The sequence below is a fragment of the Bacillus cereus ATCC 14579 genome (assembly GCF_000007825.1).
Lineage (GTDB): Bacteria > Bacillota > Bacilli > Bacillales > Bacillaceae_G > Bacillus_A > Bacillus_A cereus.
On sequence record NC_004722.1, the window covers coordinates 5,368,570 to 5,392,958 of the forward strand.

Consider the following 24,389-nt stretch of genomic DNA (forward strand, 5'->3'; position numbering starts at 1 on the left):
AATATTATTTATGAAAGAAATTTGGCTTCAAAATTTCATTCGGATACGGTTTATGATAAATGTGAGTGGTAGCTGGAGATAATGGTGGAATAAGCCATACCCAATTACCTGTTACAACACGACCACAAGCAGCTTCTTGCTTCTCAAATTGCTGAAATTGTTGTGCAGCAGTATGGTGATCAACAATACTAACTCCTTGTTTTTTAAAGGAGTGTAGTACGGCAATATTCAACTCAATTAGCGCCTTATCTTTCCATAAGGTACCGTTTCTCGATGTATCTAAATCCATCATCTCCGCAACAGCCGGAAGTAAATTATAACGATCATGATCTGCTAAGTTGCGCGCCCCAATTTCTGTTCCCATATACCATCCATTGAACGGAGCGGCTGTATAAGAAATACCGCCAATTTCTAAACGCATATCTGAAATCATTGGAACACCATACCATTTCACTCCAAGTGATGAAATAGGGTATTCTGGGTGTTCAATTGGCACTTCTTTTACTTCTTCTCTCGGAATTTCTTTATATGTAGGTGCCTTCCCGTTTATAGAGAACACAAGTGGCAATACATCGAAATTCGTACCTTCTCCTTGCCAACCAAGCCCCTGACAAAAGTCCGTAAATGTAGCGGAATGAGAATCACCAATCACTCCCGTTTCTGTTTTATATCCTGCATATCGAATCAATTGGTGATTATAAATTCTTATATTATTTTCTTCACCTTGATATTGCTTAAAAATCGTAATGGTTGGTTTAACTTTCCCGTCGTTCGTTGCATATTTAATATGATGAATTAATGCATTATATACACCCTCTTCATCATTTACTTCGCGCGCATCTAATATGTGCATCTTACTCCAAAATAGTCTTCCAATACATCTATTACTGTTACGCCATGCCATTCGTGAACCATGAACAAGTTCTTCAAATGTATGCTCATATGTCCCTGTCTTCTCTATCTCAATTTGAATTTCTTTTATACGTTCTTCTATCAATTGTTCTTTATGAAGCTCCTTATAACAAATCGTAATAAAATTACTTGCTTCTTCTATTAATTGTTTCGTTTTACTCATAAACAATCTCTTTCTATTTCAACAAAACCCTGCTACTTTACAGTATAAGCAAAAAGGATAGGAGTCACAAATGAAAGTGAGAGTGTTACTTTTATTGTAATATTTTTCAGAAAATTAATGGACTTACTATTGACTTATATGGAAAATGGGTGTATTTTTGACTCAGGTAAAGTATTTTTACCTAGACCAACTTTTTAAATAGAAAGGAGGTAATGTTATGTCTTCATTTCAATTGCCAAAGCTTTCATATGACTATGATGAACTAGAGCCACATATTGATAGCAATACACTTTCCATTCATCATGGAAAGCACCATGCGACATACGTAAACAATTTAAATGCTACTTTAGAAAATTATACTGAATTACATAATAAATCTTTAGAAGAATTGCTATGTAATTTAGATACTTTACCGAAGGAAATTGTTACAGCTGTACGAAATAACGGTGGTGGTCACTATTGTCATAGTCTTTTTTGGGAAGTGATGAGCCCACGAGGTGGCGGTGAGCCTAATGGAGACGTTGCAAAAGTAATTGATTATTATTTCAATACCTTTGACAACTTAAAAGATCAACTTTCCAAAGCAGCTATTAGTCGTTTTGGAAGTGGCTATGGATGGCTTGTTCTTGACGGTGAGGAACTCTCTGTTATGAGTACACCAAATCAAGATACGCCTTTGCAAGAAGGGAAAATCCCCTTACTCGTAATTGATGTATGGGAACATGCTTATTATTTAAAGTATCAAAATAGGCGCCCAGAGTTTGTTACCAACTGGTGGCATACAGTAAACTGGGACCAAGTAAACGAGAAGTATTTACAAGCAATTCAATCACAAAAACATTAGTCGTACGTATAAGGTAAATTTGGTAATGTAAAATCAGTATTGTCGAAATCCTCCAGAATCCCCCGGATTGCCACCGGGGGATTTATGATTACTTCATTGTATTTATATAATGTTTTAAAACATTTTTCATTTCTAGTTTCAGCTCTCGGAACAAAAATCCGAATTCACGAGCCTTTCCATTATGTAATGTACAGTTAGTTACCTCATTATAAGGAGCTATATTTTCCCCAGCTTTCTGAATGAGTGCTTTTATTCCTGTCTTCTCTTCTATGAAATGAATAATTTCTTCCGTAGAAACTACCCCGTTACTACAGGCGTTAATTGGCCCTTTCACATTTTCCATTCCGCACCAAGCTAGAAACTCTCCTGCCTCTTTTTCATGTATAAATGACAAAGTTCCATCTACATGATCCACAACGATAGGTTTTTGGTTCACAATACATTCAACGTAAAATTGTAACCTTTTCGTATAATCGTTTTCTCCAATAACAACTGGAAAACGAACTGCAACAACTGGGAATGTTGCTTGTTGAAATACAACGGCTTCAGCTAATCTCTTTCCTTCACCATAATTGAAGTCATTCCTATCTCCATACGCGATTGCATAATCGTACGGATTAAAGTCTTCTTCTGATAAGCTTAGGCAGGTTCATAGACGGCCATTAAAGATGTCATAACATATTTCTTCGTTTTCCCTCGTAACACTTCACATGTTATCTTCGCTGCATTCGAGCTATAGCATAAATTATCGTATACAATATCATAACTTTTTCCTTCTAGACACTTTTCTAGTAGCTTTCCATCTTCTCTATCAATAATTATTCTTTTTACTGCGCTACCAAAAGAATCTTCAGTAACTCCCCTCGTCGCAATCGTTACATCGTGCCCCTCTTGCAAAAGTGCTTCTACTAAATGTTTACCAAAAAATCTTGTTCCCCCTAGCACCAATACTTTTTTCAACTTCATCATCCCCATTTTAGCAAATTGTAAAATACTACCTCTCTATTATAAGTGCCAACATATAAAAAGCATGGAATTCGTTTAACGATTCCATGCTTTTCTACAGAAAATATATTAACGTACTCGATATTTATAAATACAATAACAGAAGTACAAAATAGAAATTACTGATACATAAACCCATAGTTCATATACAAATCCCTCTCCCCACACTCCCATAAAATAAAAGAGTGAAGGTAAAGTCAATGTTACCCATGATTGTACGAAGGCAATCCTTCCAAGATATTGATTAATGTTCTTCTTTTGTGTATTTAATACAAAGAATAAATACCAAAGTAATGCCCACATAAACCACGTTAACGCATTAACAACATCATGGAATTGAACAAATGAAACAACCATATAGAATAAGGCTATAATTGCTACCCAAATACAAAACCATCCTAGACCACTACTATCCATTCCTTTTATAAAAGTAACACCTACATATAAATAAGTTAATCCAAATAAGAAAGTAGCCGCATATGAATACACTGTCCAATTGCTTTGGTCAGAAATCATGATCAAATAAAACGGAATAATAATTTGTAGTGCACCCACAAATAAATTAAAAACACCCGCACTTTTCATCTCTGCTTTCCCTAATATAACAAGACTATTTAAAAATAAAGCTGCCCCTGAAAGTAATAATCCTACATAACCCATATATATTCGTGTGAAAATCTTTACCTTTCACACTTTTAACCTCCCCACACTATAAAGTGATACTTATATTATTTTTCTTCCCATTTAAAACTACATACATAATTTTTCATTCAAATAAGTCAGACCTCCTACCTCAAAAAGGAGCAAACTTAAAACGCTTTCAATAATAAATAATCCTATCAAAACATGAACTAGGATTCCTTGATTATAAACGGACTCTATCAATGATACAAGTGTTGGAATACTTTTCAATAATACGCTTTCAATTTCTATAAAAAATTAATAAAATAATACATTCCTCTATCTCATTCTACTACCTTCTAGCATAAGATATTGTAAAATCACATCATTTAAAACAGCGAACGTTCTTTTCTAGGTTCGCTAATAAAATTAATAAAAAATGACCTCTTGCTTTTATGCAAAGGTCATTTTTTTATATTCATCATTAAACTTTTAAATAGCCATTTTTATTATTTGATTGCCATTTCCAAGAATCTGCACACATTTCTTCTAATCCGCGTGTTGCCTCCCAGCCTAATTCACGCTTTGCTTTCGATGCATCAGCAAAACATACTGCCACATCACCTGGGCGACGCTCTGTAATTTTATAAGGAACTTTCTTACCCGAAACTTTTTCAAAGGCTTCAACCATCTCTAGTACACTATAGCCCATACCTGTTCCCAGGTTATAAGCATCTACTCCCGTTCTACTCAGTACTTTCTCAAGCGCCTTTACGTGACCATTTGCTAAGTCCACAACATGGATGTAATCACGGACTCCTGTTCCATCTTTCGTTGGATAGTCATTTCCGAATACGCTTAATTCTTTTAACTTACCTACCGCTACTTGCGTTACATATGGCATTAAGTTATTTGGGATTCCATTTGGATCTTCTCCGATACGCCCACTTTCGTGTGCACCAAATGGATTGAAATAGCGAAGTAATGCGATACTCCATTCTGCATCTGCAAATGCTACATCACGCATAATTTGCTCAATCATTAATTTCGTTTGACCATATGGATTTGTTGCACTTAATGGAAACTCCTCCGTAATGGGTGACGTTTCCGGGATACCATATACAGTTGCAGATGAACTAAAGATTATCTTCTTTACATTATGTTTCTGCATTACTTCACATAGCACTAACGTGCTTGTAATGTTGTTATGATAATATGTTAATGGAATCGCTACTGACTCCCCTACAGCTTTAAATCCTGCAAAGTGAATAACTGCTTCAATTGCATTTTCTTCAAAAATTGCGTCAAGCGCTTCGCGATTTAAAACATCTTCTTTATAAAACTTAAATTGTTTTCCTGTTATTTCTTTCACTCGATTTATAGATTCTACCGAGCTATTCGAAAGATTATCCACTACTATAACTTCGTAACCGCTATTTAGTAATTCTACACATGTATGACTACCAATATATCCTGCTCCACCTGTTACAAGTATTGCCATAATTATAGTCCTCCATATTTCATTCATTATAAACTTCTCAAAGTATATCACATATTTCTTATCCTATGTTTAACATGCGAACACAGAAACTTACATTTTATCCCATAATAAATTTATAACATATACGATTCTAATCAGGTAATAAAAAAAAGCCACATAATTTTTATTATGTGGCTTTTTTTATTAAATTACATAACAATATACACTTAGAAAATGCGCAAGACTACCTAATAATACAAAAACATGAAAAATTTCATGATGCCCCATATATTTAAACTCTAACCATTTTGGCTTTGTTCCATAAATAAATCCACCAATTGTATAAAAAATGCCCCCAAGTACTAAGAAAATAATGCCTCCTGTACTTAAATTCTCAGCTAACGGTGCAAAGAATAACACAATTAACCAACCCATCGTAATATAAATTGCTGTCGATAACCATCTTGGACAATTAAACCAAAACATTTTAAATACAATGCCACAAATCGCAGTTGCATAGACTAAACAAAATAATAGTAAACCACTTGCTGAATTTAATGTAATTAAGCAAAAGGGTGCATATGTACCTGCAATTAATATAAAAATCATAGAATGATCTAGCTTCCTAAAGAAGTAAATAACACGTTCATTGGCCACAACACTATGATACACAGCTGACGCCGTATAAAGGACCATCATTCCAATACCAAACAAAATAACAGCTGTAATTGCAGCAAATGATGGCATCTTGATAGAAACTTTCACAAGCATAGCTAATAAGGCAATAAATGATAATATTGCTCCACCTAAGTGAGTAAATGCATTAACCGGTTCCCTTACATAAGCATTCATAATAACACCCCTCATATAATTACATGTAGTTTTGATAACTACATGTAATTATATACACATTTCTTTTTAAGGTCAACATTTACAATTCATTTGTTTCGTAATACCATATTTAAAGATATATTAAACATTAAGTTCCACTAAGTTATAAAAGTGAGGGATTCTACGTGGAAAATATAAATGAATTACTTGAGACATTGCATTTAGAAAAAAACATTAAACTTGAGGATATTCCAAATGTTGACTTATATGTAGATCAAGTTGTTCAACTATTTGAGAATACTTATGCAGATACAACGAGAACTGATGATGAAAAAGTATTAACTAAAACCATGATTAATAATTACGCAAAAGGAAAACTATTCATCCCCATCAAAAATAAAAAGTATTCAAAAGAGCATATGATTTTAATTAGCCTAATTTATCAATTAAAGGGAGCTCTCTCCATTAACGATATAAAAAGTTCATTAGAAACTATAAATGACTCCTTATTAAATGATGATTCATTCGAATTAAATACGTTATACAAAAATTATCTTGCTCTTACTGAAAGCAATGTCGAAAGCTTTAAACAAGACGTAAATAACCGTGTTACAGAAGTAAATGAGATTTCTTCCTTAGAAGATACAAAGCTAGAAAAATTTCTACTACTAACATCCTTCGTGACTATGAGTAATATGTATAGACGTTTAGCGGAGCAACTAGTGGATGATTTAAAAGAATCATAAATAAAAAACTATCCACCTATTAAAGTGGATAGTTTTTTATTTACTTAATTGCTTCATGAACTTTTAGTTGTTTCCCTTTAATCGTTGTAGTCTTCATGACTTTCAAGACGAGTGGTCCTTTTCCATTTAATATTTCAACATAAGAAACATTATCTTGTATCGTAATAATACCTATATCTTCTGCTGTAACACCTTTAATTTTAGCAATTGTACCGACGAAATCTACCGCCCTAATTTTCTTTTTCTTCCCGCCATTAAAGTACAGCTTCATAATGCCTTTGTTGATGTCTGCATTTTTATCTTTCTTTATAATTGGTTTAGCATGTAGCTTTTCTTCAAATGCAGCTTTCTCTTTCATAACTTCTTCTTTTGAAGGTCCAATTGCCTTTGGAATTTCAAATCCAATATACTCCTCAATCTCTTCTAAAAATCTATTTTCATATGGTGTTATAAATGTAATAGCTTTTCCACTATTTCCAGCTCGTCCCGTTCTTCCAGTACGATGTACATAGCTTTCTTTTTCAAGTGGAATATCATAATTAATAACATGTGTAATATTATCAATATCAATTCCTCTCGCAGCTACATCTGTTGCTACTAAATAACGGAATTTTCCTTTTCTAAAATCATCCATGACTTCAAAACGATCTTCTTGTACCATACCACCATGTATTTTGTCACAGGGATAGTTAGCTCGTTTTAATTGTCTATATACATGATCTACATTTTCTTGTGTACGGCAGAAAATAATACAGCTATCAGGATTCTCAATCGTTGTTACATCTTTAAGTAGTGAAAGCTTCTCGTCTTCTATCACCTCAAAAAGAGTATGTTCAATTTTATCCGTCGTAATCCCAGCCGCTTTAATTTCAATATGAGTTGGTGAATTCATATATGTACGAGACAATTTCTCAACATCTTCTGGAAGTGTTGCTGAAAATAACATCGTCATTCTTTTTGTAGGTAATTCATCAATAATTGCCTCTACTTGATCGATAAAGCCCATATTTAGCATCTCATCTGCTTCATCAATAACTAAATACTTCAAACACTCTAAAGAAAGGGTACCCTTCTCAATATGATCCAACACACGACCAGGAGTCCCAACTACAATATGTGTCTTTTGCTTTAATTCTAATTTTTGACGTGCAAATGGAGATTTCCCATAAACTGCCGCAGCCTTAATCCTTTTGAATCGACCTATATTTGTAATATCTTCTTTTACCTGTACCGCAAGCTCTCTCGTTGGTGTTAAAACTAATGCTTGTGGTTTATTCTCTTCCCACTCCACCATTTCACAAAGTGGAATACCAAATGAAGCTGTTTTTCCACTTCCAGTCTGGGACTTCACAACAAGATCCTTCTTTTGTAATGCAACTGGAATAACCTCACCTTGTACTTCTGTTGGATGATCATACCCTAACCCAGTAAGTGCCCTTACAATTTCCTTACTTAATTTATAATCAGAAAAACTTTTTTTACTCATATATTAACCTCATTTTATTCTGTATTATTTTCTTTTTTATCTTTTGTATACGTTACTATCACCCTACTTATTATACTTGAAACCTCACATAAAAGGTGAATCATGCCAGATTCATCTTTTTATATAGAAATAAACCTTTTCATTTCATATATTGTTCAACTACTTGATAACATCTTTTGCTCGTATTGTTAGCATTAACCTTTTTATAGTATCCTACATCCAATCAAAAAAATAAAAAGAATACATACAACCTTGTATAATTATCTTAATTTTTCAACCCTTCCCATAAACGAACAATAAAAACAAAAAAATGTTTTAAATTCGTTTTTAACGTTTTTTTTCAGATGTAAAATCTACTTTTTTAAAAAATGTTAAGAAATCCTTTGACTTCTTAATAAAAATAATGTAAATTATCCTATGGACGAACATTTTTGATTAATAAAAATAAAATATTCGTATTTTAGGGGTGTAAATGATGGAAAACGTATTTGACTATGAAGATATTCAATTAATTCCTGCAAAATGTATTGTAAATAGCCGCTCTGAATGTGATACAACTGTCACTTTAGGAAAACATAAATTTAAATTACCTGTCGTGCCTGCAAATATGCAAACGATTATTGATGAAAGAATTGCAACTTATTTAGCTGAGAACAACTACTTTTATATCATGCATCGTTTCCAACCAGAGAAACGAATCTCATTCATTAGAGATATGCAATCACGTGGATTAATCGCTTCTATCAGCGTTGGTGTAAAAGAGGACGAATATGAATTCGTACAACAATTAGCTGCTGAGCAACTTACACCTGAATATATCACGATTGATATCGCACACGGTCATTCTAATGCTGTGATCAACATGATTCAACATATTAAAAAACATTTACCAGAGAGCTTCGTTATCGCTGGAAACGTTGGAACTCCAGAAGCGGTAAGAGAATTAGAAAATGCTGGTGCCGATGCAACAAAAGTTGGTATTGGACCTGGTAAAGTTTGTATTACTAAAATTAAAACAGGCTTCGGAACTGGTGGTTGGCAGCTAGCTGCACTTCGCTGGTGTGCAAAAGCTGCAAGTAAGCCAATTATCGCTGATGGTGGTATTCGTACACACGGCGACGTAGCTAAATCTATTCGCTTTGGGGCAACTATGGTCATGATCGGTTCTCTATTTGCTGGTCACGAAGAGTCTCCAGGGGAAACAATTGAAAGAGATGGAAAACTTTATAAAGAATACTTCGGTTCTGCTTCTGAATTCCAAAAGGGTGAGAAGAAAAACGTTGAAGGTAAGAAAATGTTCGTTGAGCATAAAGGTTCTTTAGAAGATACGTTAATCGAAATGGAACAAGATCTTCAATCTTCTATCTCTTACGCTGGTGGAACAAAATTAGACGCTATTCGTACTGTAGATTATGTTGTCGTGAAAAACTCGATTTTCAATGGTGACAAAGTATATTAATTCTTAAATTAACTCGAAGGACAAGCATTTTCATGCTTGTCCTTCTTTTTTGTATATGAAAATGTAAAATATTTTAATTTAACTGAATTTTCTAGTATTATGTGTTTAGATAGTCTTAATAAGGGGGAGATACGACTTGAAAAATGTAATAGAAAATCGCCTTAATCGCGCAGAGGTACCCGCTGAACTAACATGGGATTTATCCGATTTGTATAATTCTGATGCCGAATGGCATACTGCATTAAACGCATTGGAAAATGATATACAGAAACTTGATTCATTTAAAGGGCATTTACATACTAGCTCCCACACTTTATTAAATTGCCTACTTTTAGAAGAAGAGCTTTTAATGACGTTAACAAAACTGTACTCATATGCAAATTTAAAAGAAGCTACTGATCGTACAAATCCAAGTATTCAAGCGAACTCTTCCAAAATTTCTGCTTTATGGACGAAAGTACATACTGCACTATCCTTTATTCATAATGAAATCCTCTCATTCGACGAAGGAACAATTGAAAGATGTTTAACTGAAGAAACAAAACTCGAACCTTTCCGTAAATCTTTACTAGAAATACTACAAAAAAGACAGCACACACTCTCTCCTGAAACAGAAGAAGCACTTGCTGCACTTGGCGAAGTTCATAGTTCTCCATACAAAATTTACGGCATGACTAAATTGGCCGATATGGATTTCACTTCTATACAAGACGAACAAGGAAACGAACTTCCTGTTTCATTCTCATTATTTGAAAGCAAATATGAATTTTCTCCAAGCACATATATACGTCGAAAAGCATATTCATCATTTGTTTCCACACTAAAACGATATAAAAATACAATTGCCACAACATATGCTACTGAAGTAAAAAAACAAGTAACACTTTCTCGTTTACGTAAATATGAATCCGTTACTCATATGCTATTAGAACCACAAAAGGTTCCACTTGAAATGTATAACAACCAACTTGATATTATTTATAAAGAACTAGCACCTCATATGCGCCGTTTTGCAGATTTAAAAAAGAGAGTATTAGGACTCGATCAAATGCTTTTCTGTGACTTACATGCACCTTTAGATCCCGAATTTAATCCGGCGATTACTTATGAAGAAGCAGGCACGCTCATTCAAGATTCTTTAAAAGTATTAGGCGATGAATATAGTTCCATAATCCAAAAAGGATTCAAAGAAAGATGGGTAGATCTTGCAGATAACGTAGGCAAATCAACAGGGGCATTTTGCTCAAGTCCATACGGCTCTCATCCCTATATTTTAATTACATGGCAAAATACGATGCGTGGATGCTTTACATTAGCACATGAATTTGGACATGCTGGTCATTTCTATTTAGCAAATAAAAACCAACGTATCATGAACGTACGCCCATCTATGTACTTTGTTGAAGCACCATCAACCATGAATGAATTACTATTAGCTCAGCATTTACTAGCGACTACTGACGATAAGAGAATGCGCAGATGGGTCATTCTACAACTACTTGGCACATATTATCACAACTTTGTTACTCATTTACTTGAGGGTGAATATCAACGTAGAGTATATGCTCTAGCAGAAAAAGGACAGGCCCTTACAGCTACAACTTTAACTGAAATTAAAACAAATGTCCTTTCGACATTCTGGGGAGATTCTGTAGAAATCGATGAAGGTGCGGGCTTAACTTGGATGCGTCAGCCTCATTATTATATGGGTCTATATGCTTATACATATTCCGCAGGCCTCACTGCATCCACTGCAGTAGCTCAAATGATTAAAGAGGAAGGACAACCTGCTATTGATCGCTGGTTAGATGTGCTTCGTGCTGGTGGTACAATGAAACCACTTGAACTAATGAAACATGCCGGAGTAGATATGTCAAAACCAGATGCAATCCGTAAAGCTGTTTCTTACGTTGGCTCATTAATTGATGAATTAGAGCATTCTTATCAAGAATAAAAAAATAAGCCCTCGCTTTAATGAGGGCTTATTTCATATTTACTTCCCAAAACGTTTGCGATATCCACATTTCCTGCAAAGTTCTTCAACCGCAACTCTTTTCGAAAATCCATCGACAATGTTTGTTGCCCTTTCACCTTCAATAATGTTAGAAAATGAATCATTATTAATATTCCCAAGGTTAATAATCCCTTCACCATCTAAACAACAAGGAATAACTGTTCCATTCGCTAAAATACCCGCTTGATTACGAAGTCCATGACAGAATCCTTTCCCATCATCCTCTTCCTCATGTAATGCTGGCCATTGGAATTCATAGTCTTGATTAATAAAGACACGTTCTGCAATTTTTATACCTTTTCCTGGTGTAAGCTTCTCTTCAATTTGATAAGCTAGATCAAATTCATTTTCAATTATAGATAATAACTCTCTATTTTTCTGGATTTCAGCATTTGTTTTATTATCCTGAGTTAAATTCCATAACCTTAACGATACAATTAAATCTGATTGACTTGTCGCTTCCCTAATGAAGGAAAGTATACTCCTTACATAGCCCTCTTTATCTTGCGAACCTGGATGTCCATCAAAACTATGCAGTGAAAAATTCATTTGTCTTAACGCAGGCTTATTTAACAGCCTATGTCTTCTCTTATTAATTAACGTTCCGTTCGTTGTAATATTAACTTTAAATCCTTTTTCATGACTTAAGTCTAATAGTTGATCTATTTTCGGATGGAGCAACGGCTCACCCTTCACGTGCAAATAAATGTAGTCTGTGTGAGGTTTAATTTGGTCTAATCTTTTAGCAAAATCCTCCACAGAAATGAATTGCTTCTGCCTTTCCGTCGGCGGACAAAAGCTACACGCAAGATTACATACACTCGTAATCTCCAAGTAAAACTTCTTAAACTTCTTCACCTTTAATTCCTCACTTCTCTAACTACTTATACTTTTTCCTCTTCATATTACAGCATATTTTTATGGAAATAGAAACATACTTATTTTAGGAAATCTACACACCATCTAATAATATTTAAAAGACCATCGGTAATTTTTGTCCAATGGTTTTTTTATCCTTTTATATACAAAGAATAAATTTATTTATGATACGGCTCATCGTAACTATTCTAAATAAGGTTATTTTTTATTATTTTCATAATTAAATTTAACAAAAAAGGTAGTGCCTTCCGATCCTGTTTGAATTTCTATTTTTGCATTATGGCGGGCAGCAATGGCATAACATACACCTAACCCCAATCCAGTTCCATTATCTTTGGTCGTGTAAAACGGCGTACCCAGTTTCTCTAATACTTCAGGCCTGATACCTTTTCCTTGATCCCGCACTGCAAGCACCACACAATTTTGACCTTCCTTGTAAGTGCTAATGGTTAGAACTTTCCCTGTATTCATCGCTTCTAAGCCATTACGATATAGATTCATTAATAATTGCCGTATCTCATTACGATTTAAAAGTAATTCTGGAATGTCATTTGTATCGACTTGAATATATTTATTTTGATTGTACGTATCAATCTTTATTAAAGGAATAATATCGCGGATAATTGAATTTAAATCTAACATCTGCAAATCCAATTTCCTTGTATTACCCATTGAGAGAAATTCAGTAATAATAGAATTGGCACGGTTAAGTTCTTCAATCATTAAATGAAAGTACTTATTATGTTTCTCATAGGTATTCTCTTCTTTTAATAACTGTAAAAATCCCAGTACTGTTGTCATTGGATTTCTAATTTCATGGCTGATACCTGCTGCCATTTGCCCTATTAAATCTATATTGGATAATCTTTTCAATTCCTGTTCATATTTCTTTTTTTCCGTTATGTTTTTAAAAATACAACAAATACCATCATCATATGGGTATGCAATAACTTCGTGCCAATATTCATCTGCAGTAGAAAGAAATTCGAAATGAACTGTAGTTCGCTCTGACATCGCACGATGAAATTCCTTATACATAACTGTTTCAATTTCACTCGGGAAAACATTCCATATATTCTTTCCTAATACATCTTTTGCTATTTTTCTTTTCGGAAAATATTGGTGCTTATTTACGTACGTAAATTCCCATTTATTATTTAAAATAAAAAATCCATCCGTAATACATTCAATCACACTTGTAACTTTTTCATTAGCAGCAGCTAGCTCTCTCGTTCGCTCTTCCACTATGCTCTCTAGTTGATCCATATACAACAAATTCGAAAACGTAGGGGCTGTGGCATCAACGATAGATTTTGCTAGTTGAAGTTGGGAATCATCATAATTGTGAGCTTTTCCTTCTTTGCCAACGATGATTACCCCTAATACTTCTCCCATTGAAACCAATGGAATCATCAATAGACCCTTACTATCTATATTTTTTGTTTGAATAACCTCTTGGATCTTGGCTTCATAGCTTTTCTCTGTCCAATCCGCTTCTGTCCAATGACAGTCCTTACTTAATTTCGTTGTTTTAATTGTTGTTTTGTCTAGCGGATCTAGAAGATGAGCAGTCATATTTTTACTCTCTAAAATCTGTTCTAGGTAAAAAAAGCATTTATCAAAACTCTCCTGTATCGAGGAACACATCGATAAATCACGTGTAACATTTAGTAACAGTTGTTTCTCAGCAATAAGGTTTTCCTTTTGTTTTAAATTATTTGCGTTTTGAATTGCAACCGCAGCCATATTTACATAAGCTTCAACACTTTGAATTTCTGAATCTGTTAAGTTCATCGGAATTCCATAATCAAATAAAAAAACCAGACCAAATAACTCTTGCCCAAATGAGATAGGCAGAGCTAATAAGGACTTAATTTTGAATGCATTAACCGGTCTCGGATCTGGTCGATGATCCTTTGAGGTATCAGGAATATAGATGGTTCTTTTCGTTTCAATAACTTCTTTTGCCAGTAAGTCTATTTCAGGATTAATTACTTGAGTATCGAGCGTTACACCATTTATAGTCTCTGGTTTTCCTGCAAACCCTCTAAATGTTCCATCTTCCTGGGGTAAATAAATTCCAACAGCGTCGCACCTAACAATCTCCTCTGATATCGCCATTGTCACACGCTGCAATACGTCACGTAGTTCTAATTTCGTATTTATTATTTTTGTTATATTCGCGAGCCTAGAATATCTCGTCTGATCACTTACCATTCACATAGCCTCCAGTTATAGGCATAATAAAATAAATATGATAATATCAGTGTTTTATATAGAATACATCACTTATGATACGGTTCACCACGATTAATCCGAAACGCTCTATACACTTGCTCAAGCAACACTAATCGCATTAATTGGTGTGGCAATGTCATCTTTGAAAAAGAAAGAGATTCATTTGAACGCTTCATCACTTCTGAGCTTAGTCCAAGTGATCCACCAATTACAAATGCGACTTTACTCTTTCCGTATGTAGCAAGGCGATCTAGACTTATCGCGAATTCTTCTGATGACTTTTGCTTTCCTTCTATAGCTAATGCAATCACATGTGTGTCATCAGAAATTTTATCCAGTATACGTATACCTTCTTTTTCCTTTACAATTAACATTTCTGCTTCACTTAAATTTTCTGGCGCCTTTTCATCAGGCAATTCAATTACTTCTACTTTTGCGTATGCAGATAATCGTTTTAAGTATTCTGCTATACCTTGTTTCAAATATTTTTCTTTTAATTTCCCAATTGAAATAATCGAGATATTCACACGTATCCTCCACCTTACAAACATGTTATCCACAAAACTTATCCACATATCCACAAATACTACCCACATATTGTGTGAGAATCTGTGTTCGATACAACATATGTCGCCTCATTTTGACAAAATTCACATGTTTTTTTCTCTTTTTTCGAGTTATCCACATTGTTGATAACTGGCGCAACTTCACACTCATCCACAATAATATCTAACGCTAATTCAACATGCTCTAAACAACAAGGTAAATTCATTTTCTTCACCTCACTTTTCTACAATAGAAAACAGGAGGTAGGCCCTCCTGTTTTTAATACTTTTGAATGCCTAATTTCACTGTTGTTGTTACTCTTTTTGTGCCACGATAAAACGTAAGAGTCATTTTATCATTAATTTCCTTATCATATAAGGCCGTACGGAATCCAATAATATCGCGAATCGGTTTTCCATCTACCGCCACAATAACATCATGTTCTCTTAAACCAGCATCCGCACCTGGCGAAGGACTTTTCACATCCAAAATACAAACTCCCTCTGTTACAGTACCTGGTAAATGTAATGTTTTTGACCAATAATAGTTTGGAATTTCATTTAATGACCTAAGTTCAATCCCAACATATGGTCTTCTTACTTTTCCATACTTCTCAAGTTCATTCATAATCGGAACAGCTCTAGTCACCGGAATAGCAAGGCCGATTCCTTCTACTTCTTTTGCAGCAATTTTCATTGAATTAATACCAATTAATTGTCCTGCTGCATTTACAAGCGCACCGCCACTATTCCCCGGATTAATCGCTGCATCTGTTTGTAACACTTCTACTTGCCAATCATAATGTCCATCTTGATCTAAATCTACAGGGACAATACGTTCATTAGCTGAAATAATACCTTGTGTAACTGTTCCAGAAAATTGCAGTCCAAGTGGGTTTCCAATCGCAATAACTGGCTCTCCTCTGCGAACAGTATTAGAATCGCCAATTTCAATTATTTTTTTCACATGCTTTGCATCTATTTCTAATACAGCTAAGTCTGTGACTACATCGGTTCCTAATACTTTTCCAGGAACCTTCTTACCGTCACTTAGACTTACTTCAATACGATTCGCTCCAGCTACAACATGATTATTCGTTACAATATAAGCTTGACCATCTGTCTTTTTATAAATTACTCCTGATCCTGTACCGGCCTCTGAATCTGCCTCTGAAAAGTTATCTCGTTGAATGTTAATAACACCCACAACAGCTTCAGATGCACGATCAACAGCATCTACAAAGCTAATCTGTTTAATCCCTTGAGCTTCGGCCATATTACTTCCGCTTGCTTCAGCTTGCGGAAGCGTATCAGCAGAATTTGAAAATAAAGGCGCTCCAAACGCGAATAAAGAAGCTCCTACAATTGTTCCCGCTATACTAGAAAGAACTATACCTTTGTGCTTCTTTTTTCCTGCACGTTTCATACGATAATTTTCTTCATCAATAAAGGACATATTTGTTCACCTATCTTCCTGAAAACAACTATATTCACCTTTATTGTTTACTAAAATGAAGAATTATACGTATTGAATTTTTGTAGGCATTTTTGGATCTGTATCGTGAATTTCAAAGGATTCACCCACTCCAAATCCTTTTTCCTCTAGTACTTGTGATACTGACATACGCGCTAGTTCTTTCATGTTATTATCTAAGCTTAAATGGGCTAAATAAATATGCTTTGTCTCATCTGTAATTACATCTGCCATCGCTAATGCAGCATCCTCATTACAAACAATGCCCAACGTCACTTAAAATACGTCGTTTAATGCTCCATGGATAACGTCCCATACGAAGCATTTCTACATCATGATTACTTTCAAATACGAAAGCATTAGCTCCCTTAATAACGCCTTTCATACGGTCACTTACGTATCCCGTATCTGTAATAAGCGCTAACTTCCTATTATTGTTATGGAAAGCATAAAACATCGGTTCCGCCGCATCATGAGAAACTCCAAATGACTCGACTTCAATATCACCAAAGGTTTTCACATCACCAACTGAGAAAATAAACTTTTGTTCAGTTGGGATATTTCCTATTAAATGTTCCATTGCATTCCATGTTTTCTCATTCGCATAAACAGGTAAATCATATTTACGTGCCAGTACACCTAATCCTTTAATATGATCACTATGCTCATGCGTTACAAGAATACCTGATACATCATTTATATTCAGTTCTGCTTGTTTAAATAAAGCCTCTGTTGCTTTACCACTTAAACCTGCGTCGACTAGTAATTTTTTTTCATCGGTTCCTACGTATAGCATATTTCCTGTACTTCCACTTGCAAGTACGCTAAAATGCAACCCCATTCTTTCTCACTCCAGTATGTTCATCAACCACTTGATTTTCCTTTTCTCCTAATTCCATAACTTGTCCTTCAATTGCATTCACAAAGAAGTCCTGCTTCTGCTCCGTTTTCAAATTCCACGTTGGAGCCAGTACTTGGTTATTAGAAGTAGATGCGGTAAGAGTGGCATAACCAATTTGCGCTTCTTTAACATGCGTATTTCCATGAATTTTATTTTTTAAATACAAATTTTCTAAAGCTGTTTGAGCCGTAATAATTTCTTGCTCTTTCGTTTTTTCACCTTCGCCCATTTCTTTTAAATCAGTTAGCATTGTCTGCGTATATGAAACAAGTTCATTTTTTTCATTTAATTCCACAACAATCATCGCCTGATTATTATAGAAAATAGGCTTATCTTTATATTTTTGGAAGAAATAAATTTTAGAGTCTTTCACCGCTCCAAATTCATACTTTTGTCCATCCAATACATAGTTCTTCAAAAATTCATTATACTTATCTTTTGATAATGATTTCGTATTTAAAAAAGGCTCTTTTAGCTTACTTTCTATCTTGTACATATTTTGTATATGCACTGTTTGATTTTTCAAAGACTGTATATCTTCTTCTTTAAAAGCTTTATTTTCCGCTCTAATAAATGACTCTTTTTTCGGTTCTTTAGGGATATTTCCCATCGTAATTTTGTTTGCTTTTAATTCTTGATCTATCTTTGTTTCTGCAATAAGCTCCAATTGATTACTATCTTGCTTTTGAATGAATTGGAAAATGAGAAAGAGGTCCAAAACAAAAAAGGTCACAATAAATATGGTTTTAATCCGATCCCAATCCATTTAGTCCTCCCTCACTCCACTCATAGATTTTCTGTTTACCTGTTTCATCTTCAACAAGCTTTACATACCAAATTGGTTGTAATCGAACTACTTGTCCATCTAGTGATAACTTGTATCCAATACCAATATCCTTAATTACTTGTTTCTTTATCTCTGGATTATTTTCTAGAGATGCTATTACAACATGCCCTGACGGAAGAGTAACCTTCTGTTCTATACCTTTAGTATTTAAAGACAGCAACGGTCTTTCATATTCCATTACTTCTTCTGATCCCCATATTTGTCTCAATTCAGCTAATCCATCTTCATTGAATACTGAATATCCATCTTCATTTAAACGAAATACTGTCTCTCCTTTATTCATATAGTCCAAACGATATGAATCCAAACTTCCACTGTGACCACTTACGAATTCAAAGCTTTTTTGTAAAAGCATTAAATTATCTATCGTTTTCTCAGTTAAGACAGAAGAGTTTTTATACTTTAGCATGTGACGATCGTTTTCAATTTCCATGGATCTAATACCATCTGTAAATGTTTCTTTCGACATCTCGGTAATCGGACTTAAATAACGAGGATCACTAAATAGAGCATTCTTAAACGTATCAACTGCTAAATTAGATGAAATATATGTTATATTGTTTAACTCTGTCGTTCCATCTGGTAAAAATAACTTTTTCATATCATTAAGTTGATAATCAAAATAAGGCTTTGCTGATACTATAAATTGATTTTGGGCATTTACAATATCTTTTAAATACACGCCACTTAATTTTGCCTCGTATATTTTAAAGTTATCACCATCAGAAACAAAGTTAATTTTAATTTCTTGATCCTTACTTCGAGAAGGATCGAGGAGAATACGATTAAAATGTTTAGGCTTATCTGTACTCTTCTCTTTCATGTTAAACATGGATTTTACTGCATCAAATGGGATATCGGTAGGGAAAACAAGTTCAACTTTCCCTTCACCATGCACATATGAAAGGAAATCACCCTTAGTGATTGATATCTCTTTAAAATCATGTAGTTCCCCTACTTCCAGAGGCTTATAGATTGATTCTATATCTGCCTCTCTTCTGCTCCCATAATGATTTTTATCTTTATGCACGATGATAGAAGTAGGACGGACAACATCGGAAATTTTAGTTTGGTTCATTCCTTCATTTCCCTGCACAAATTTCGCGTTTTGCATGGATGTAGAATCTGGCACATACGTCCATAGGTTAAAAGTAAGAAATAGGCTAATTACAACTAGGTTAATTAAAACTATTGTTTTAAAGTTTTCCATACTCATTCCCAATCGTCCTCTTCATCTGCTGCCATTGGTAACGTGAAATAAATAGTTGTCCCTTTTCCTTCTTCACTCTTCGCCCAAATAGAGCCACCATGTGCCTCAATCATTTCTTTTGCAATTGCTAATCCAAGCCCAGTACCACCCATTTGTCTTGAACGAGCTTTATCTACGCGATAAAAACGTTCAAAGATTTTATCAACGTTTTCTTTTGGAATACCCATTCCTTGGTCACTTACACTAATTTCTAATAAATCACCGCGATCACGTAAACGATATGTTACTGTTCCACCTTCTGGTGAATACTTTAATGCGTTAGAAATAATGTTATACAGCACTTGAGTAATTTTGTCAGTATCCATATCAATAAATCTAGATTTCTTAGAGAAAGATCGTTTGAAACTTACATTTTGCTCTTTAGACATTTCAAAGCGATCAATAATATTATTAAAGAAATCAGTAAAGTCGACCCATTCTTTCATTAAACGATGCTCTGTACTATCAAGTTTAGATAGCTGTAACAACGCATTTACAAGTCTAATCATTCTTTCTGTTTCTTCTTGTGTAACCGTTAAAAATTGTGGTGCAATATTTGGATCCTGCCATGCTCCATCTGTAAGTGCCTCTAAATAACTGCGCATCGTCGTTAATGGCGTCCTTAATTCATGAGAGACATTCGCCACAAACTCACGGCGTTCCCGTTCTATACGCTCCTGCTCTGTTACATCATATAGTACAGCAATTAAGCCGTTTGCCTTCCCTGTTTCTTTTTGAATAACAGAGAAACTAGCACGTAAAATATATGGTTCGTTTCTCGTACTAAAATCTAATAAAACAGAATCTGGCTCTTCATATAAATGATCGAGCGTAAATTCTTCCTGTATCCCTAATACCTCTAAAACAGATTGATCGAGCGCTGTTTCACGAGAAACATTTAACATCTTTTCCGCAGGATCATTTAGTAAAATAATATCCCCTTTTCGGTCAGTAGCAATTACTCCATCTGTCATATGTGATAAAACAGATGATAATTTACGCCTTTCACTTTCTGTAGAAGAACGAGCTTGTTGTAATTTTTTTGATAAATTATTGAAGGATAATGCCAGTTGTCCAATTTCATCATGGCTATGCACTTTTACTTTTCTCGAATAATTTCCTTTTGCCATTTCGATCGCTTGTCTCCGCATATCTGAAATTGGTCTTGTAATTGTTTGAGCCAATAAAATCCCAAGTACGGCCGTTACTAATAAAGCAATTACTGTTCCCGTAGCAAAAATTTGATTTATATCCTTCATTTGTTTATATACATCTTCCATAGATGCCACAATGTAAATAACACCAAGCGCATCCTTACCGTTATCATCTAGAATCGGAGTAAGCATAACTTGAACACGATGACCTGTACTACCATCCTTCTCAATTTTCACTTCCGGCTTTTTTTGTACTAACACTCGCTGAACAGCTATATCAGTTGATGTTCGATTCACCTTATTCTGCTTTGATTCATCTGAAATAGCCAGTAACTTTCTGTGCGAATCAAATACACTTACCTCTTGTATAACTTTCTTCTGATCAGAGGCAAATTTTCGAATTGAAGTTTTAATCGTTTCATCTGTTGACTCTGTTTCTGCTTTTGTATAACTTTTTTTAAACTCTTGCTTCAAATTATATGATAATAAGTTTGTTTGCTGCGTTAAAGAATCCCTAAAACCTTGTACTAAGCTCTTCTCTAATTCCCTTACGAAATATACTCCAATAACTTGCATCGCTATTAATATTAATAGCATATATATAAGCACAAATTTTAAATGAATAGATTGAAAAAAACCAACTTTCTTCATATACTATTCCTGCTCTGGGTCACGCAAGTAATACCCTACTCCACGTCTAGTTACAATTAAAGTAGGATGGCTTGGATTATCTTCAATTTTTTCACGCAAACGACGTACTGTAACGTCTACTGTGCGCACATCTCCAAAATAGTCATAACCCCAAACTGTTTGTAATAAATGTTCGCGTGTCATAACTTGTCCTAAATGTTTCGCTAAATAATGTAGCAACTCAAATTCACGATGTGTAAGCTCGATATTTTCCTCGCGCTTCGTTACACTATATGCATTTGGATTAATCACAATTGGTCCAATAACCATTTCTGTATTTTCTTCTTTTTCCGCAGCACCACCTTGTTGATGGCGGCGTAAATTCGCCTTCACACGAGCAAGTAATTCCCTCGTACTAAATGGCTTCGTTACATAATCATCTGCCCCAAGCTCGAGCCCTAATACTTTATCAATCTCAGAGTCCTTTGCTGTAAGCATAATAATCGGCATTTCTGAGCTTTTACGTATTTCACGGCAAACCTCTAAGCCATCTTTACCTGGTAGCATAATATCTAATAAAACCATATCTGGTTGCTCTTCATTAGCCTTTTCAATTGCTTCATCACCATCATGCGCCATTACTATTTCAAAACCTTCTTTTTCTAGGTTAAACTTCAAAATATCTGCAATCGGCTTTTCATCATCAACTACTAAAATTTTCTTTCCCATCATCGTCTATTTCCTCCTTATAAAAATATGGTCAATAATCCCTAAACATATTGATGTTTACATAGTATGTCCTATATGACCGCATCCTTTGTTTAAGTATTTTCTCCTCTATTCTCATAGACTCATGTATGATCCACTTTTACACGGCATCCTATACGATCTATAGAAAAACCTCTAGCTTCAACTGCTAGAGGCTCCTCGTTCTATTTTAAAATAACTACTCAGTTTTGTAAAATTACATAAATAAAAAGGATATTAAGTGGGCCCACTTAATATCCTGAGAGTGGCTCGGGACGGAATCGAACCGCCGACACGAGGATTTTCAGTCCTCTGCTCTACCGACTGAGCTACCGAGCCAAAACTATATATAAAACCACTAATGGTGGTATAAACAAAAGTGGCGGTCCCGACCGGGGTCGAACCGGCGATCTCCTGCGTGACAGGCAGGCATGTTAACCACTACACCACGGGACCAAAAATAAGCAAAAAAAAAACATGACCCGTACGGGATTCGAACCCGTGTTACCGCCGTGAAAGGGCGGTGTCTTAACCACTTGACCAACGGGCCACGAAAAATAAAATGGTGAGCCATGAAGGACTCGAACCTTCGACCCTCTGATTAAAAGTCAGATGCTCTACCAACTGAGCTAATGGCTCATACTCACCAACGTCATATTTTCGTGACGACAAGATGTATCATAACATGTATTCTGTATTTATTGCAATACTTTTTTTGTTTTTTTATAAAAGAATAAGAAAAAAACTCATGCAGACATGAGTTTTTTTTCAAAAAATGTTAATTAAGCTTCGTATACGTTACGTACAATATTTGTTTGGTTACGATCTGGTCCAACTGAGAACATAGATATTTGAATTCCTGTTAACTCAGAAACACGTTCTACGTATTTTCGTGCATTTTCAGGAAGTTCATCTAATGATTTTACACCAGTAATATCTTCTTCCCAACCTGGAAGCTCTTCATATACAGGCTCACATTTCGCTAAAATGTTTAAGTTAGCTGGAACTTCATCAATAACTTCGCCATTGTATTTGTAAGCTACACAAATTTTAAGAGTTGGAATACCTGTTAAAACGTCGATAGAATTTAATGATAGATCCGTTAAACCACTAACACGACGTGCATGTCTTACAACAACGCTATCGAACCAACCTACGCGGCGTGGACGACCAGTTGTCGTTCCATACTCGCGACCAACTTCACGAATTTGATGACCAATTTCATCATGAAGCTCAGTAGGGAATGGACCATCACCAACGCGGCTTGTATATGCTTTACATACACCTACAACGCGAGTAACTTTCGCAGGACCAACTCCAGTTCCAACTGTTACACCACCAGCAATTGGGTTAGAAGATGTAACGAACGGGTACGTACCGTGGTCAATATCAAGCATAACACCTTGCGCACCTTCAAATAATACACGGTGATTATTATCTAATGCATCATTTAATACAACAGACGTATCACATACATATTGCGCGATTTGTTGCCCGTACTCGAAGTACTCTTCGAAAATTTCTTCTACAGTGAAACCTTCTGTATCGTACATTTTTTCAAATAAACGATTTTTCTCTACTAAATTGCGCTCAAGCTTCTCTTTAAATGCTTCACGGTCTAAAAGATCAGCCATACGAATACCAATACGAGCAGCTTTATCCATATATGCAGGACCGATACCTTTTTTCGTTGTACCGATTTTGTTATCACCTTTACTTGCTTCTTCTAACTCATCTTGTTTTAAGTGGTAAGGTAAAATAACATGTGCACGGTTACTTACACGTAAATTATCAGTACTTACACCACGATCGTGTAAGTATTTTAACTCTTCAAGTAATGCTTTTGGATCTACTACTAATCCGTTTCCGATTACACAAATTTTCTCTTTATAGAAAATACCAGATGGAATTAAGTGTAATTTATATTTAACTCCGCCGAAAACAATTGTATGTCCCGCGTTATTTCCACCTTGATATCTTGCAACTACTTCCGCATGCTCAGAAAGAAAATCAGTGATTTTACCTTTTCCTTCGTCGCCCCATTGTGTTCCTACAACTACTACTGAAGACATTATTAAAGCACCTCCGCAATTTTCAAACGATCTATTCAAACAATATAATTGTACCAAAACCGAAAGAGAAGTCAACCGAAAAGCGAACATTT

The 24,389-nt window shown here is 34.9% G+C and carries 19 protein-coding genes, 4 tRNA genes and 2 pseudogenes; 4 read left to right on the forward strand and 21 right to left on the reverse strand.

All coding sequences use genetic code 11. The features are described 5' to 3' along the window. Window positions 1-4: 4 nt before the first annotated feature. Window positions 5-1,075 carry a nitric oxide synthase oxygenase gene (locus BC_RS27150; protein ID WP_000047627.1) on the reverse strand — a complete coding sequence of 357 codons (1,071 nt, stop codon included), beginning with the start codon at window positions 1,073-1,075 and terminating at the stop codon, window positions 5-7. A 217-nt stretch (window positions 1,076-1,292) separates the two neighbouring features. Here BC_RS27150 and sodA point away from each other — a divergent pair, with 217 nt between their 5' ends. Continuing rightward, window positions 1,293-1,919 (forward strand): superoxide dismutase [Mn], encoded by a 627-nt coding sequence (sodA, locus tag BC_RS27155; RefSeq protein WP_000094042.1) that lies wholly within the window; start codon window positions 1,293-1,295, stop codon window positions 1,917-1,919. An 88-nt stretch (window positions 1,920-2,007) separates the two neighbouring features. Here sodA and BC_RS27160 read toward each other — a convergent pair. From BC_RS27160 to trhA, 4 genes and pseudogenes are all read right to left on the reverse strand, one after another. Next, window positions 2,008-2,894, reverse strand: a pseudogene (locus tag BC_RS27160) (NAD-dependent epimerase/dehydratase family protein). A gap of 99 nt (window positions 2,895-2,993) precedes the next feature. Then, window positions 2,994-3,584, reverse strand: coding sequence for an AmiS/UreI family transporter (locus BC_RS27165; RefSeq protein ID WP_000542569.1), 591 nt, complete (start codon window positions 3,582-3,584; stop codon window positions 2,994-2,996). Window positions 3,585-4,029: 445 nt separating this feature from the next. After that, on the reverse strand, window positions 4,030-5,046 hold the full coding sequence (gene galE, locus BC_RS27170) for a UDP-glucose 4-epimerase GalE (protein WP_000996539.1): 1,017 nt from the start codon (window positions 5,044-5,046) through the stop codon (window positions 4,030-4,032). A 183-nt stretch (window positions 5,047-5,229) separates the two neighbouring features. Next, entirely contained in the window at window positions 5,230-5,877 is a 648-nt protein-coding gene (trhA, locus tag BC_RS27175) for a PAQR family membrane homeostasis protein TrhA (protein WP_000995363.1), read from the reverse strand. A gap of 164 nt (window positions 5,878-6,041) precedes the next feature. On the opposite strand from trhA, the gene BC_RS27180 reads away from it, so the two are divergent. Then, the gene (locus BC_RS27180; RefSeq protein ID WP_000427879.1) at window positions 6,042-6,602 is read left to right on the forward strand and encodes a DUF1836 domain-containing protein; all 561 of its coding nucleotides are present in this window, start codon (window positions 6,042-6,044) and stop codon (window positions 6,600-6,602) included. Between the two features lie 40 nt (window positions 6,603-6,642). Here the strand turns inward: BC_RS27180 and BC_RS27185 are convergent, their stop codons facing one another. Then, complete coding sequence (locus tag BC_RS27185; RefSeq protein WP_000039351.1) at window positions 6,643-8,088, reverse strand: DEAD/DEAH box helicase; 1,446 nt, start codon at window positions 8,086-8,088, stop codon at window positions 6,643-6,645. A 475-nt stretch (window positions 8,089-8,563) separates the two neighbouring features. Between BC_RS27185 and guaC the strand changes: the two genes are divergently transcribed. Together guaC and pepF are read left to right on the forward strand one after the other, a co-directional pair. After that, window positions 8,564-9,547, forward strand: coding sequence for a GMP reductase (guaC, locus tag BC_RS27190; protein ID WP_000432447.1), 984 nt, complete (start codon window positions 8,564-8,566; stop codon window positions 9,545-9,547). A 136-nt stretch (window positions 9,548-9,683) separates the two neighbouring features. Further along, window positions 9,684-11,501 carry an oligoendopeptidase F gene (gene pepF, locus BC_RS27195; RefSeq protein WP_000800003.1) on the forward strand — a complete coding sequence of 606 codons (1,818 nt, stop codon included), beginning with the start codon at window positions 9,684-9,686 and terminating at the stop codon, window positions 11,499-11,501. Between the two features lie 39 nt (window positions 11,502-11,540). On the opposite strand, the gene BC_RS27200 is transcribed toward pepF, so the two are convergent. The 15 genes and pseudogenes from BC_RS27200 to BC_RS27270 all read right to left on the reverse strand — a co-directional run bounded on the left by BC_RS27200 (window position 11,541) and on the right by BC_RS27270 (window position 24,297). Beyond that, window positions 11,541-12,419, reverse strand: coding sequence for a radical SAM/SPASM domain-containing protein (locus tag BC_RS27200; protein WP_000713630.1), 879 nt, complete (start codon window positions 12,417-12,419; stop codon window positions 11,541-11,543). Between the two features lie 219 nt (window positions 12,420-12,638). Next, complete coding sequence (locus BC_RS27205) at window positions 12,639-14,657, reverse strand: GAF domain-containing sensor histidine kinase (RefSeq protein ID WP_000253119.1); 2,019 nt, start codon at window positions 14,655-14,657, stop codon at window positions 12,639-12,641. A gap of 68 nt (window positions 14,658-14,725) precedes the next feature. Further along, the gene (rlmH, locus tag BC_RS27210; protein WP_001027000.1) at window positions 14,726-15,205 is read right to left on the reverse strand and encodes a 23S rRNA (pseudouridine(1915)-N(3))-methyltransferase RlmH; all 480 of its coding nucleotides are present in this window, start codon (window positions 15,203-15,205) and stop codon (window positions 14,726-14,728) included. A gap of 59 nt (window positions 15,206-15,264) precedes the next feature. Then, a complete protein-coding gene (locus BC_RS27215) occupies window positions 15,265-15,450 on the reverse strand; it encodes a CxxH/CxxC protein (protein ID WP_002183021.1) in 186 nt (61 codons plus the stop codon). A 53-nt stretch (window positions 15,451-15,503) separates the two neighbouring features. Further along, on the reverse strand, window positions 15,504-16,679 hold the full coding sequence (locus BC_RS27220; RefSeq protein WP_000008031.1) for a S1C family serine protease: 1,176 nt from the start codon (window positions 16,677-16,679) through the stop codon (window positions 15,504-15,506). A 63-nt stretch (window positions 16,680-16,742) separates the two neighbouring features. After that, window positions 16,743-17,538: pseudogene (locus BC_RS27225) on the reverse strand (MBL fold metallo-hydrolase). Next, the gene (locus BC_RS27230; protein WP_000383740.1) at window positions 17,522-18,364 is read right to left on the reverse strand and encodes a two-component system regulatory protein YycI; all 843 of its coding nucleotides are present in this window, start codon (window positions 18,362-18,364) and stop codon (window positions 17,522-17,524) included. The pseudogene BC_RS27225 and the gene BC_RS27230 overlap by 17 nt, the downstream one beginning before the upstream one ends. Beyond that, window positions 18,345-19,661 carry a YycH family regulatory protein gene (locus tag BC_RS27235; RefSeq protein ID WP_000061560.1) on the reverse strand — a complete coding sequence of 439 codons (1,317 nt, stop codon included), beginning with the start codon at window positions 19,659-19,661 and terminating at the stop codon, window positions 18,345-18,347. The genes BC_RS27230 and BC_RS27235 overlap by 20 nt, the downstream gene beginning before the upstream one ends. Continuing rightward, window positions 19,658-21,499 carry a cell wall metabolism sensor histidine kinase WalK gene (walK, locus tag BC_RS27240; RefSeq protein WP_000755367.1) on the reverse strand — a complete coding sequence of 614 codons (1,842 nt, stop codon included), beginning with the start codon at window positions 21,497-21,499 and terminating at the stop codon, window positions 19,658-19,660. The genes BC_RS27235 and walK overlap by 4 nt, the downstream gene beginning before the upstream one ends. Window positions 21,500-21,502: 3 nt before the next feature. After that, a complete protein-coding gene (gene walR / locus BC_RS27245) occupies window positions 21,503-22,210 on the reverse strand; it encodes a cell wall metabolism DNA-binding response regulator WalR (protein ID WP_000971865.1) in 708 nt (235 codons plus the stop codon). Window positions 22,211-22,491: 281 nt separating this feature from the next. Continuing rightward, window positions 22,492-22,564, reverse strand: a tRNA-Phe gene (locus tag BC_RS27250). Window positions 22,565-22,605: 41 nt separating this feature from the next. Next, a tRNA-Asp gene (locus BC_RS27255) sits at window positions 22,606-22,681 on the reverse strand. 22 nt (window positions 22,682-22,703) lie between these two features. After that, a tRNA-Glu gene (locus tag BC_RS27260) sits at window positions 22,704-22,775 on the reverse strand. A 13-nt stretch (window positions 22,776-22,788) separates the two neighbouring features. Then, window positions 22,789-22,864: transfer RNA gene (locus tag BC_RS27265), tRNA-Lys, on the reverse strand. A gap of 143 nt (window positions 22,865-23,007) precedes the next feature. After that, the gene (locus tag BC_RS27270) at window positions 23,008-24,297 is read right to left on the reverse strand and encodes an adenylosuccinate synthase (protein ID WP_000100238.1); all 1,290 of its coding nucleotides are present in this window, start codon (window positions 24,295-24,297) and stop codon (window positions 23,008-23,010) included. Window positions 24,298-24,389: the final 92 nt, after the last annotated feature.